11 protein-coding genes are annotated in these 12,728 nt (G+C 40.6%); 5 read left to right on the plus strand and 6 right to left on the minus strand.

Features of this window, described 5'->3' with window-relative positions:
• Positions 1 to 139 precede the first annotated feature (139 nt).
• The 4 genes from ACNOGP_RS19675 to ACNOGP_RS19690 all read right to left on the minus strand — a co-directional run bounded on the left by ACNOGP_RS19675 (position 140) and on the right by ACNOGP_RS19690 (position 5,185).
• Positions 140 to 1,387, minus strand: coding sequence for a site-specific integrase (locus ACNOGP_RS19675; protein ID WP_005812874.1), 1,248 nt, complete (start codon positions 1,385 to 1,387; stop codon positions 140 to 142).
• Positions 1,384 to 1,950, minus strand: a complete 567-nt coding sequence (locus tag ACNOGP_RS19680) for a hypothetical protein (RefSeq protein ID WP_005812876.1) — start codon at positions 1,948 to 1,950, stop codon at positions 1,384 to 1,386. Before ACNOGP_RS19680 ends, ACNOGP_RS19675 begins: the two co-directional genes overlap by 4 nt.
• A gap of 201 nt (positions 1,951 to 2,151) precedes the next feature.
• Entirely contained in the window at positions 2,152 to 4,065 is a 1,914-nt protein-coding gene (gene dnaK, locus ACNOGP_RS19685; protein WP_272719485.1) for a molecular chaperone DnaK, read from the minus strand.
• 331 nt (positions 4,066 to 4,396) lie between these two features.
• Complete coding sequence (locus ACNOGP_RS19690) at positions 4,397 to 5,185, minus strand: META domain-containing protein (RefSeq protein WP_007758773.1); 789 nt, start codon at positions 5,183 to 5,185, stop codon at positions 4,397 to 4,399.
• A 173-nt stretch (positions 5,186 to 5,358) separates the two neighbouring features.
• Between ACNOGP_RS19690 and ACNOGP_RS19695 the strand changes: the two genes are divergently transcribed.
• Genes ACNOGP_RS19695 through recA form a run of 3 tightly spaced genes read left to right on the plus strand, consistent with a single transcriptional unit; the run spans position 5,359 to position 8,098 of the window.
• Positions 5,359 to 6,552 carry a saccharopine dehydrogenase family protein gene (locus ACNOGP_RS19695; protein WP_007758772.1) on the plus strand — a complete coding sequence of 398 codons (1,194 nt, stop codon included), beginning with the start codon at positions 5,359 to 5,361 and terminating at the stop codon, positions 6,550 to 6,552.
• 32 nt (positions 6,553 to 6,584) lie between these two features.
• On the plus strand, positions 6,585 to 7,040 hold the full coding sequence (gene bcp / locus ACNOGP_RS19700) for a thioredoxin-dependent thiol peroxidase (RefSeq protein ID WP_418213526.1): 456 nt from the start codon (positions 6,585 to 6,587) through the stop codon (positions 7,038 to 7,040).
• Positions 7,041 to 7,063: 23 nt separating this feature from the next.
• Complete coding sequence (gene recA / locus ACNOGP_RS19705) at positions 7,064 to 8,098, plus strand: recombinase RecA (protein WP_418213527.1); 1,035 nt, start codon at positions 7,064 to 7,066, stop codon at positions 8,096 to 8,098.
• Between the two features lie 146 nt (positions 8,099 to 8,244).
• Here recA and ACNOGP_RS19710 read toward each other — a convergent pair whose 3' ends face one another.
• A complete protein-coding gene (locus tag ACNOGP_RS19710; protein ID WP_007756046.1) occupies positions 8,245 to 9,240 on the minus strand; it encodes a YeiH family protein in 996 nt (331 codons plus the stop codon).
• A gap of 242 nt (positions 9,241 to 9,482) precedes the next feature.
• Complete coding sequence (locus ACNOGP_RS19715) at positions 9,483 to 10,211, minus strand: Fic family protein (RefSeq protein ID WP_418213528.1); 729 nt, start codon at positions 10,209 to 10,211, stop codon at positions 9,483 to 9,485.
• A gap of 547 nt (positions 10,212 to 10,758) precedes the next feature.
• On the opposite strand from ACNOGP_RS19715, the gene ACNOGP_RS19720 reads away from it, so the two are divergent.
• Positions 10,759 to 11,394, plus strand: a complete 636-nt coding sequence (locus ACNOGP_RS19720) for an HU family DNA-binding protein (RefSeq protein WP_007758767.1) — start codon at positions 10,759 to 10,761, stop codon at positions 11,392 to 11,394.
• A 329-nt stretch (positions 11,395 to 11,723) separates the two neighbouring features.
• Complete coding sequence (locus tag ACNOGP_RS19725; protein ID WP_195477624.1) at positions 11,724 to 12,710, plus strand: IS30 family transposase; 987 nt, start codon at positions 11,724 to 11,726, stop codon at positions 12,708 to 12,710.
• Positions 12,711 to 12,728: the final 18 nt, after the last annotated feature.

Below are 12,728 nucleotides of genomic sequence, written 5' to 3' on the forward strand. Positions count from 1 at the left end.
CCACGAAAGGTTAAAGTGCCAAAACAATAGCATCATTACATAGAATGTTGAAAATGAAAGGCACTAAAAACCACCTGTACAATAAAGGACTTATTGATACAAGTGGTCTTCTATACTAAGTGCTTACAAATGATAATCACTATTCATCTATGTCCAACTTAAAAGCTTCTGTAGCTTCATCTTTCTTCTTGTCAATTACTTTTGCGTAGATTTGCGTGGTTTTTACATTGGTATGCCCTAACATTTTGCTTACGGTATATATGTCTGTACCGTTAGCCAATTGTAACGTTGCATAGGTGTGGCGGAAGCAATGAAAGGTGATGTGCTTGGTAATCCCTGATGCTTTTACCCACCGTTCCAAAGGCCTAGATATCCATGAAGGGTCAGGCAGTCCGGCAAACACCAACAGTTCTCCGTCTTTCTTGCGCTCACCGCAAAGCTTGTATGCCTGTGGCGATATAGGCATGTATTCAACGCCCTTAGTCTTCTGCTGAGTGAAATTGAGACGGTACCCACCATTGTATTCTTCAACCTCTGACCATTTAAGCTTTTGAATATCGCTATGTCGCATTCCTGTCAGTGCAGAGAACAAGGCTGCCCGTTTTAGTATATCATCACACGGAGTCTTTGCCAATATATTAAGTTCTTCCAGTGACAGATACTCTCTTCGAGCACTCTGAAACATGATATTTTTAGCCTTGGCAGCAATATCACAATTCAGATAGCCATCCACGAAAGCTTGTTTGAGTGCCGCCTTGAAGATAGAGAAGTACGTCGATGCCGTATTCCTTGAAATAGTTCCTTTCTTAGAACCACCCTGCGGTGCCTTTATCAAGAAGGAACGGAATGCCTCAATATACTTCATGTCAATCTGCGAGAACTGTATGTAGTCACACTTGGCAAACATTGACAACAGTGTGTGCAATCTGCGCCAGTTGACAACTATCGATTCTGACGCAGTTTCCTCTCTTTCTTTGATTAACTTCTCAATATACTCCAGAACATTGCATTTTGAGCGTTCGCTTTGTTCTGCCATTTCCATTTGCTGGTCAGTAAAGAGAGCCATGTTGTCGTACTCTTTTTGACGCAGGACTCGAACGCCATCCGCATAAAGGCAAGTTTCCATATCTTGCTTGGATTTACACTGAATAACGCCATTGTCATCTCGCTTGGGCTTGTACTTTATTCTACCAGCAACGGCTCGCTCGCTTCGTCGTTTATCCCATATAGGGGTAGTAATAGACCTCCTGAGATATTCACGCACTCGTTTGGGTTTGTCATTTCCCGTCTCATAAACAGGATAAGCTTCAAGATAGATGAACCACTCATCTCTCCACTCACTTTTCTTTAATTTGACGGAGACTTTAGTATAATCTAATCTTTTCATAATGGTTTTATATCTTTATAAAGTTTGTCTATTGATTCCTTGTGAGCATACACATAATTACCGATTTGCCGGGTCGGTATTGAGTATTTTCGTATATGAGCATACACGGTGCTGTCATCCAGATGAAATTTCTTGGAAATCTCACCTATTGTATAGCAATCCTCTGGTTCCATGCGGTACATGGTAACTGGTTTCCTTGGCTTGGTGTCAAGCGGAGACTGTCTTAACGGAAACAGATTCATTAGTTCTCCTTTGCATACAAGTCGTATTCCTTTCTCTGGCTCAATGAAGGAAATCTTTTTCATGTAGATGAGCCTATAAATGGTTGAGCGGCTTGCACCAAACATAGCATACGCTTCCGTTATGCTGATATACTCTTTAGACTTGGGCATATTGCTTACAATCTTGTCCAGTTCAAGTTGGCGTTTTTCTTCATCATGCTTACGCTTCCACGCCACCTTGGAGCATTTGGGTGAACAATACCAGGACTCCAAAGTCCTTGCGAAGAACTCTTCTCCGCACACAGGACATTTCCGTACTATCTTATACTTTGCTACTGCCATAATTCATTCATTTTGTAGTTCTTAATATCTATTCTTCTCATCATATCTACTTTTTCTTACAGGTACAAATAAGGTACAGATGTTTATAATAATAACGCAAAGATAGCAATATTATTGTGTACGGCCAAAAACAAGAAAAGCGTGTAACTCATTGAGCTACACGCTTTCCATTTGATATTGTATTCTTATTTCTCTATGTGCTTATTTCACTTCCTCAAAATCAGCATCCTGTACATTATCTCCATGCTTGCTGTTATCTTGCTGACCAGCACCGCCATTCATATCAGGACCAGCCTGCGCTCCACCTTGTGCACCGCTCTGAGCGTACATTTCAGCACTCGCAGCTTGGAAAGCAGTATTGATTTCCGCCATAGCAGTATCGATAGCAGCCAAATCCTGAGCTTTATGAGCATCTTTCAGTTTCTGCAAAGCAGCTTCAATCGGAGCTTTCTTGTCAGCAGATAACTTATCACCCAATTCGTTCAACTGATTCTCAGTAGAGAAAATTACACTATCAGCTTGGTTCAGCTTATCAATCTTCTCACGCTCCTTCTTATCTGCTTCAGCATTAGCTTCAGCTTCAGCCTTCATCTTTTCGATTTCCTCCTTGCTCAAACCGCTGGAAGCTTCGATACGGATAGCCTGTTCTTTACCAGTAGCCTTGTCTTTTGCAGATACTTTCAAGATACCGTTGGCATCGATGTCGAATGTAACCTCAATTTGAGGAACACCACGACGAGCCGGAGCAATACCTGTCAAATTGAACTGACCGATTGATTTATTCTGTGCAGCCATCGGACGTTCTCCCTGTAATACGTGGATAGTAACTTCCGTCTGGTTATCGGCAGCAGTAGAGAAAGTCTCACTCTTACGTGCCGGAATCGTAGTGTTAGCGTCAATCAGCTTAGTCATTACGCCACCCAGCGTTTCGATACCCATTGACAACGGAGTAACATCCAACAATACCACACCTTTGATTTCATCTGTCAAAACAGCACCCTGCACAGCAGCACCTACAGCAACAACTTCATCCGGATTCACGCCCTTAGAAGGAGTCTTGCCGAAGAAATCTTCTACCAGTTTCTGAACAGCCGGAATACGAGAAGAACCACCTACAAGGATTACCTCATCGATATCGGCATTGTTCAAACCTGCATCGCTCATCGCTTTCTTACATGGTTCAAGACAAGCCTGAATCAATCCGTGAGCCAAAGATTCAAATTTAGCACGAGTCAACGTCTTAACCAAGTGCTTAGGTACACCGGCTACCGGCATAATGTACGGCAAGTTGATTTCTGTGCTTGTAGAAGAAGAAAGTTCAATCTTAGCTTTTTCAGCAGCCTCTTTCAAACGTTGCAGAGCCATCGGATCCTGAGTCAAGTCAGCACCTTCATCATTCTTGAATTCCTGTACCAACCAATTGATGATTACCTGGTCGAAGTCATCGCCCCCCAAGTGAGTGTCACCATTTGTTGAAAGCACTTCAAATACACCACCACCGAATTCGAGGATAGAGATATCGAATGTACCACCACCAAGGTCGAATACAGCAATCTTCATATCTTTGTGAGCCTTATCCAGACCATAGGCAAGAGCTGCGGCTGTCGGTTCGTTTACAATACGTTTTACTTCCAGACCAGCAATTTGTCCGGCTTCTTTTGTAGCCTGACGTTGAGAGTCAGAGAAATAAGCAGGAACGGTAATCACAGCTTCTGTCACTTCTTGTCCCAAATAGTCTTCAGCGGTTTTCTTCATCTTCTGAAGAATCATTGCAGAAATTTCCTGCGGAGTATACAGACGACCGTCAATATCCACACGCGGAGTATTGTTGTCACCTTTCACTACTTTATAAGGAACACGCTCTACTTCTTTCTGCACTTGATCCCAAGTTTCACCCATGAAACGTTTAATAGAGAAAATCGTACGCGTAGGGTTGGTAATAGCCTGACGCTTAGCAGGATCACCTACTTTACGTTCACCACCATCCACAAAAGCAACTACTGAAGGAGTTGTGCGCTTACCTTCACTGTTTGCAATTACTACCGGTTCGTTACCTTCAAATACGGCAACACAAGAGTTCGTTGTTCCTAAGTCAATACCAATAATTTTTCCCATGATCGTTATTTTTTATTTATTATTTATTCTATAATTTCTTTTGTCCGGTTGTTTTTCCATCCTTTTCCTAGGGTGTAATCCCAAACGGACGTTTATTAAAAGACAAACCGTATGCCAAAAAGAAATTATACGAATGCTTGACATAATATCTGCCAAAAAGACAGTTTCAACAAATAAAACACTGCTGACACAATCAAACCCGGACACTATCAGCAACTGACTCATTAAACAAATACAGACGGTTCTGGTTCAATGCCAACAAAAAAAATATGCCTATGTCGTCATGTGCGACACAGGCATACCTTATTATTATATATATTATTCTTACTTATTACTTTTCCAAGACGAGCACTAATGCATTATTTGCGTCATACAAACCGATTCCGCCACCTGATAATACATCAAACGACTTCACCTCATTCAAGGCTTTCAGAATCTTACCTTCCGTTTCCATGTCCGGACAAGCCATCATCGTGCTTGCCACTCCCGGAAAAGAGATTGATTTAGCATTGCTTGCACTGGTTTCAAAGCCACCGTTTATCAAGTTACATCCGGCATTGCCATGAATCGTTTTCTTTTTCACATCAAAAGCGATGAAAGGTTGCTTTTCCATCCCAGAAGGAATTGCTTCGCCATTCGCTTCCTTTATTTTCCATTCTCCATTCAAAACAGACAATTTCACATTAGCCTCCTTCTTTTCAAGAACCACAACCGGACGATTGGATGCATTGCAAAGATACATTTTATCCTTACCTGCTTTCTTATATCCTTTTACTTGTGCCAAAGCACCCAATACATTTCTCTCAGTAGTCATATCCGGACACATCATCTTCGTACCCGCCATCGCGCCCAACGAAAGGCTTCCCGGTTTAGCATTTACATCGAAACTACCCATCATACGATTACAGCCGCTATTACCGGACACACGACCGGTTGCAGTATCAAAAGTAATAAAAGGAAGGGTTCTGCTTTCGCCCGGAGTCACTTTCGAGCCATTGACCTCTATGATATTCCACTCGCCATTGATTGATGACAAAGGGATTGCCTTCTCTACTGAACGGCATGAAGACATTGCAAGCGCTGTACCCGCAATGCAAATTGAAACTAGTACTTTATTCATATTGTTATAACGTTTAAGTTAAATTGAGGACAAAGATACCAAAAAAATTGAGAATAGACTTCACAAAGGTAAATAAAAAGAGAGCGAGACGAATGATTATCTAAAAATAATCACGTATATTTGCTCCATAAACAATTCTAATATTCTTAATTTTTAATTCGCAATTAAAGAAAATGGGTAGAGTTCTTATTATCGGTGCAGGTGGTGTTGGTACTGTCGTTGCACACAAAGTGGCACAGAATGCCGACATTTTTACAGATATAATGATTGCCAGCCGTACGAAAGAGAAATGCGATAAAATCGTCGAGGCAATAGGTAACCCCAATATAAAAACAGCAAAAGTCGATGCCGACAATGTGGACGAGCTGGTAGCTCTGTTCAATGATTTCAAACCGGAAATGGTGATTAACGTTGCCCTCCCCTATCAGGACCTGACCATTATGGAAGCGTGTCTGAAAGCAGGAGTAAACTATTTGGATACCGCCAATTACGAGCCGAAAGATGAAGCTCATTTCGAATACAGTTGGCAATGGGCATATCACGACCGTTTCAAAGAAGCAGGACTGACAGCCATTCTTGGTTGTGGATTCGACCCGGGAGTAAGCGGTATTTATACAGCTTATGCAGCCAAACATTATTTCGATGAGATTCATTATCTGGATATTGTAGATTGTAATGCCGGAAACCACCACAAGGCATTTGCAACAAACTTCAATCCGGAAATCAATATCCGTGAGATTACGCAGAACGGACGTTATTATGAAAACGGGAAATGGGTAACTACCGGTCCTCTGGAAATTCATAAGGACCTGACTTATCCGAATATCGGTCCACGTGATTCATACCTTCTATATCATGAGGAACTGGAATCATTGGTAAAACATTTCCCGACTATCAAACGTGCACGTTTCTGGATGACTTTCGGACAAGAATACCTAACTCATTTACGTGTTATCCAAAACATTGGCATGGCTCGCATTGACGAGGTCGATTATAATGGGGTGAAGATTGTACCTCTGCAATTCCTCAAAGCAGTTCTGCCTAACCCGCAGGACTTGGGCGAAAACTACGAAGGCGAAACTTCTATCGGCTGCCGTATACGTGGTTTGAAAGACGGAAAAGAACGTACCTACTATGTGTACAATAATTGCAGCCACCAGGAAGCATACAAAGAAACAGGTATGCAGGGAGTGAGCTATACAACCGGAGTTCCGGCAATGATCGGAGCTATGATGTTCTTTAAAGGCGAATGGAAACGTCCGGGCGTAAACAACGTTGAAGAATTCAATCCGGATCCGTTCATGGAACAACTCAATAAACAAGGCCTTCCGTGGCATGAAGAGTTCGACAAAGATTTGGAATTGTAAGAGTAGTAGCCCTGTTCGATAAAAAGAAAGTTATGATAAACGTAGGAGATAAAGCACCGGAAATCTTGGGAATCAATGAAAAAGGCGAAGAAATCCGTTTAAGTGCTTATAAAGGGAAAAAGATTGTGTTGTACTTCTATCCGAAAGACAACACGTCGGGGTGTACTGCGCAAGCGTGTAATCTGCGCGACAACTACTCCGAACTACGCAAAGCCGGCTATGAAGTAATCGGTGTCAGTGTAGACAATGAGAAATCACATCAGAAATTCATCGAGAAAAACAATCTTCCTTTCACGCTGATTGCCGACACTGACAAGAAACTAGTAGAAGAGTTCGGTGTGTGGGGAGAAAAGAAGCTGTACGGACGCGCTTACATGGGTACTTTCCGCACTACTTTCCTGATTAATGAAGAAGGAATAGTAGAACGGATTATCACTCCCAAAGAGGTGAAGGCCAAAGAACACGCCGCACAGATTTTAAATCAATAAATCTATTAATTATAGAATAAGGTATGGCAAAGAAAGACGAACTTAATTTTGAAACAGATAATAAAATGGCATCAAGCGAAAAACTAAAAGCCTTACAGGCAGCCATGGAAAAGATAGAAAAGAGCTTCGGTAAAGGTTCTATCATGAAAATGGGTGACGACAGTGTTGAACAAGTAGAAGTGATCCCGACAGGCTCCATAGCCTTGAACGTGGCACTTGGCGTGGGAGGTTACCCAAGAGGTAGAATCATCGAAATTTATGGTCCGGAATCTTCCGGTAAAACGACATTGGCCATTCATGCCATTGCCGAAGCACAAAAGGCTGGCGGTATAGCAGCTTTCATTGATGCAGAACATGCTTTCGACCGTTTCTATGCATCTAAACTAGGTGTAAACATCGATGACCTGTACATCTCCCAGCCGGACAACGGAGAGCAGGCATTGGAAATTGCAGAACAACTGATCCGTTCTTCTGCTATCGACATTATCGTAATCGACTCCGTTGCCGCATTGACTCCTAAAGCTGAAATTGAAGGTGACATGGGTGACAACAAAGTAGGTCTTCAGGCACGTTTGATGTCTCAGGCATTACGTAAGTTGACAGCAGCAGTCAGCAAGACACGTACAACTTGTATCTTTATCAATCAGTTGCGTGAGAAGATCGGTGTAATGTTCGGCAGTCCGGAAACAACTACCGGTGGTAATGCCTTAAAATTCTACGCATCCGTACGTTTGGATATCCGTCCGGGACAACCGATCAAAGATGGTGAAGAGATTCTGGGCAAACTGACTAAAGTAAAAGTCGTGAAGAATAAAGTGGCTCCTCCTTTCCGGAGAGCAGAATTTGATATCATGTTCGGTGAAGGTATCTCCCATTCCGGAGAAATCGTTGACTTGGGTGCCGATCTGGGAATCATCAAGAAAAGCGGTTCATGGTATAGTTACAACGACACGAAGCTGGGACAGGGACGCGACGCCGCCAAACAATGTATTGCCGACAATCCGGAACTTACAGAAGAGCTGGAAGGACTGATCTTTGAAGAGTTAAAGAAAAAATAATCACTCCCACCTTACAGTTCTTCAAAGCTGTAATCGGAGGAGCTGTAATCGGAGGGTCGAGGGTTGTACAAAAAGAAGTGGGAGAATATCGTACGAAACGAACATTCTCCCACTTCTTTTATATATTACCTAATCCTTATTCATACTTATGCAAAGTAATAGATATATGCCAATGTACTCAAACTAATGACTACCCATAACGCTATTCCCTGCAATAACGGTTTTACGCCAACTGCTTTCAGAACATCTATCGAAAGAGAAGCACCAATAAAGAACATCGTAATTGTCAATGTCTTGCGAGCAATTCCATTAATAGCATTTCCAATTTCCGGCATTCCATCCAGCAAATAAGTATTTACGATCATTGCCAGTACAAAGTAGAAAATAAACCAGGGAATACTAATCTTCTGCCCCTTACTCTTAAAAATGAATGAAGTAGCGAAAGCTATCGGAATAATCCAAAGAGCACGAGTCAATTTGATGGTAGTAGCCACCTTCAAAGCCTCCTCTCCATAAGCAGCACCGGCTCCAACCACAGAACTTGTATCATGGATAGCAATAGCCGCCCAAGTACCAAACTCATGTTCGCTCATGTTCAGAGCATGACCAATCATTGGAAATATGAAAAGCGCAATAGCATTCAAAATAAAGATAGTACCCAATGCCACAGACATTTCACTATCTTTTGCCTTCAGTACCGGTCCTACTGCCGCAATGGCACTACCACCGCAAATAGCCGTTCCCGAACTGATCAGATAAGAAGTATTTCTATCTATCTTAAATATCTTGCGTCCGATAAACCAACCTATCGCCAATGTACCTACCACCGAAATAATAGTAAACTCCATCCCTTCCTTACCGGAAGCCAACGCTGATTGCAGATTCATACCGAATCCTAATCCGACAACGGAGTATTGCAATAGATATTTAGAAGTCTTTTTATTGAATTTCGGATGTGCCTGTCCGCAAGTCAATGCAAAAATAAGTCCGAGGAACAGAGCTACCGGAGGAGTCACCCATGCAGACCATGCCTGCAAACCCGGAATATAATCCAAAAATAAGAAAAGAGTCAAAGTAGAAAGCAGGGCGACATAAATAGTCTTATTTTTTGCCTGCAATGTTTTTGTAGCTGTTGAAATCATATAATATATCTTTAATTGTTTTTCTGGAGCGCAAAGGTATGACAAACAATCAAGACACGCCAATCGTTTCTAATTATACGTTATAACTTTTAGTTATAGCTCTAACCTCTTCTTTATCAAGATTACCTTATTACACTTCTACAATATCTTTTCCAAAAGGTGATAACGCTAATGCAGCCAAGCAACAACCATAAAAGATTCATTAAACAGCCCATATAAAAGTCTGATTTTATTTCTATCTATCAGTCTAATAATCCCGGATAAAAGTACTTTACCCACGCTATATAAGTATCTTGAGCAGAGAGACAAGTATCTAGCAAATATCCACGAGTAGTCGCGAACTCTCTAAGTCCACGATAATAAAATTGCTTATGGCGCTCATCTATAATAAATGGAACGATATTATGACGAAGGCATTCACGAAACATAATCAGCCGCCCTACCCTACCATTACCATCTTGAAATGGATGAATTCTTTCAAAACAATAATGATATTCTATAATATCTTCAAATGTTACACAGACAATTGAATAGTATTTTTCATTCAAATTCGCTATTTCCACATCTACATTATCAGGCATTACAGTCTGAATACCTCCAACCTCATTTGGATATTTTTTCCAATCACCTACATTAAACCAAGCTTTCGCTGCATCCGCTGTCCCAGTTTTCAATATTCGATGAAATTCTTTAATCAATTTTCCAGATAAGGGTTCATCAATGGTATCAAGCAAATAATCAAAAGCCACAAAATGATTGGATGTCTCAATTATATCATCAACCGGTACAGCCTCTTCATCCCTAAAACCTATAGTACGAGTTTCAAAGATAAAACGAGTTTGTTCTTCAGTAAGCCTACTCCCTTCTATTCGATTAGAGTTATAAGTCAAACTCACTTGGGTTTTATGATACAATCCCCCTTTTCGCTTAGATTGCTTTTCCTCCAAAAGATATGCAGTAATACTATCCATAAGTTTCTCTCTTTGTTAATGATACAAAGACAAAGATAGAGAAGAAATATGAGATTTTGATATAGCATTTCAGAAACTTATTATAAAAGAACAAATATCACCTTATTCAAGCCCTATTAAAGTATTTTTTACTTGCGTTCTGAATTTAGATAAGCGATTACCATATAAAGAAAAAGCGCAGAAATCTGTACAGTACACTTTTTTAAAGTATGCCAAAGATATAAACATACTCCGCATACACCCTTTCCTACTTCCACTTTATCCTAGTACTTTCCATACAATCTATTAATAGATAAATTCCTTTTTATCAATGCTAAACTTCTTTTTCTCAAATATAAAACCTACCTTTGTACAAGAGAAAACTATAAACGAAGGCTTTGTTTTTATAACCAAAGCTTTCGTTTTTATAAACGCAAGTTTCATTTGTAAAAACGAAAGTTCCGTTTATAGTTTATACTTAATCCCAAAGTACTTATCTATTAGAGAAAAAGAAGTTTTGCCCTAGTATACAAGAACTTATCTACTAATGATTTAAACAACAAACAGTATGGCAAAGTACATAATGGAGGAGATGCCCGACTTACAGAATACGGGGAAAAGAATCACATATCCGAAGTTTGCACGGGTAGACAATGCAAGCATAAAAGAACTCGCCCAACGAGTGGGTGACGTCAGTGGTTTCAGTCCAGGAGATATAGAAGGCATATTGCTCCAAACTTCCATCGAGATGGCACACATAATGGCGGAAGGACGCTCGGTTAAGATAGACGGAATCGGCACATTCACAGCGTCGCTGGCCCTGTACAAAGATAAAGAACGGGAAGGAGCCGAAGAAGGAAGTGAACATCGTAATGCACAGAGTATTTATGTAGGAAATGTAAATTTCCGGGTAGACAAAATCATGCCGAGAAGAATTAATGAAAGGTGCCGACTGGAAAGAGCCTCTTGGAAAAAGCAACGTTCCTCACAGAAGTTCACACCGGAGCAACGCCTCAAACTGGCATTGAAATATCTCGACGAACATTCGTTCCTTACGGTTCATGAATATCGGAACCTAACAGGACTACTACAAACGGCAGCAACCATAGAATTAAAACAATGGGGAGATCAACCCAATTCCGGAATCGGAATCGCTGGAAGAGGTGCACACAGAATCTATATAAAAAAGAAACAAGAAGAATAATGAGTTACCAAAGATTATGTCTCAAAAGGTGCGGAAAGTATGAGAGATAGAGCCTTAATATATGAGAGATGGTAGCATAAAAAAGATCTCTCATGAAATACCAAACTGATAATCAACAATTTACAAGTAAAGTCATGAGAGATGAGAGATAATATTGTTTTTTTCTTCTAGTAGAGACCTAAGTTCAAGTTATAAATGCGACAGTTGAGTGAGAATATAGTTTAGAAAAATATTTTTAGAGAGAAGCGGATGAAAAAAATCTTCATCTTGCTTCTCCCTTGGAATAAAGTTTCTATCTTGCTCCCTCAATCTCCTACCAAATCAGTCGCATGATGAAACAATTAACCGAAGGACAAAGATACAAATTACAAGCGTATCTGCAAGCAGGAATTAAAAAAGATGAAATAGCCCATTTGCTGGGTATTCATCGTAGTACCCTTTATCGTGAGTTATGTCGCAATAAATGGAATCCCACGGACTCTTATGATGCTGACTATGCACAGTATCGTTACGAACGTCGTAAAGAGCAACGTATTCGTCCACAGAAATTCACAGAGTGTGTCAAGGCCAGAGCCACAGCCATGCTTGTCCAGCTGAATTATAGCCCGGAACAAATAGTAGGAAGATGTAAGGGGCTAGGCTTCCCGATGGTTTCCGTGGAGAGGCTTTATCAGTGGATATGGGACGATAAACGAAAAGGCGGGGATTTATATCGGTCACTTAGAAGAAAGGGGCGGAAGCATGGAAAGAGAGGTTCCGCACATAATAGTAGAGGATGTATTCCCAATCGCAAGGATATTTCGGAAAGACCTGCTATTGTGGAGAAAAAAAAGAGATGGGGAGATTTGGAAATGGATACTATTATTGGAAAGAATAATAAAGGGGCTATTCTTACAATAAATGAAAGAAAAACTGGGTGGCTATGGACATACAAGTTGCCAAGTAAGGAAGCTAAATATGTGGCGGCAGCAACCGTGCAACTATTGAGACCATATAAAGGGCGAATACATACAATTACTTCAGACAATGGATCAGAATTTGCAGACCACCAATATATTGCGAAAGAATTAGGGATAGATTTTTACTTTGCAAAACCACATCACCCATGGGAAAGAGGAGCAAATGAAAACCTAAATGGATTAGTCAGGCAATATATACCGAAAGGCATTTCGTTCGAATATATTACACACCAATATATAGAGGAAATTACATTAGAAATTAATCAAAGACCAAGAAAAAGATTGGGATTTTTATCACCCAAAGAGGCACAAAATTTTAGAAAGATTAAGCAGCTCAAGAAAAAATTGAACTTATAAAATAAGGAGGTGTCGCAT

This window comes from Bacteroides difficilis (assembly GCF_048319815.1).
GTDB lineage: Bacteria > Bacteroidota > Bacteroidia > Bacteroidales > Bacteroidaceae > Bacteroides > Bacteroides zhangwenhongii.

Bases quoted from the DNA above. Each gene is read 5' to 3' on its own strand.
- ACNOGP_RS19675 (WP_005812874.1), bottom strand. From the start codon at position 1,387: ATGAAAAGATTAGATTATACTAAAGTCTCCGTCAAATTAAAGAAAAGT.
- ACNOGP_RS19680 (WP_005812876.1), bottom strand. From the start codon at position 1,950: ATGGCAGTAGCAAAGTATAAGATAGTACGGAAATGTCCTGTGTGCGGA.
- dnaK (WP_272719485.1), bottom strand. From the start codon at position 4,065: ATGGGAAAAATTATTGGTATTGACTTAGGAACAACGAACTCTTGTGTT.
- ACNOGP_RS19690 (WP_007758773.1), bottom strand. From the start codon at position 5,185: ATGAATAAAGTACTAGTTTCAATTTGCATTGCGGGTACAGCGCTTGCA.
- ACNOGP_RS19695 (WP_007758772.1), top strand. From the start codon at position 5,359: ATGGGTAGAGTTCTTATTATCGGTGCAGGTGGTGTTGGTACTGTCGTT.
- bcp (WP_418213526.1), top strand. From the start codon at position 6,585: ATGATAAACGTAGGAGATAAAGCACCGGAAATCTTGGGAATCAATGAA.
- recA (WP_418213527.1), top strand. From the start codon at position 7,064: ATGGCAAAGAAAGACGAACTTAATTTTGAAACAGATAATAAAATGGCA.
- ACNOGP_RS19710 (WP_007756046.1), bottom strand. From the start codon at position 9,240: ATGATTTCAACAGCTACAAAAACATTGCAGGCAAAAAATAAGACTATT.
- ACNOGP_RS19715 (WP_418213528.1), bottom strand. From the start codon at position 10,211: ATGGATAGTATTACTGCATATCTTTTGGAGGAAAAGCAATCTAAGCGA.
- ACNOGP_RS19720 (WP_007758767.1), top strand. From the start codon at position 10,759: ATGGCAAAGTACATAATGGAGGAGATGCCCGACTTACAGAATACGGGG.
- ACNOGP_RS19725 (WP_195477624.1), top strand. From the start codon at position 11,724: ATGATGAAACAATTAACCGAAGGACAAAGATACAAATTACAAGCGTAT.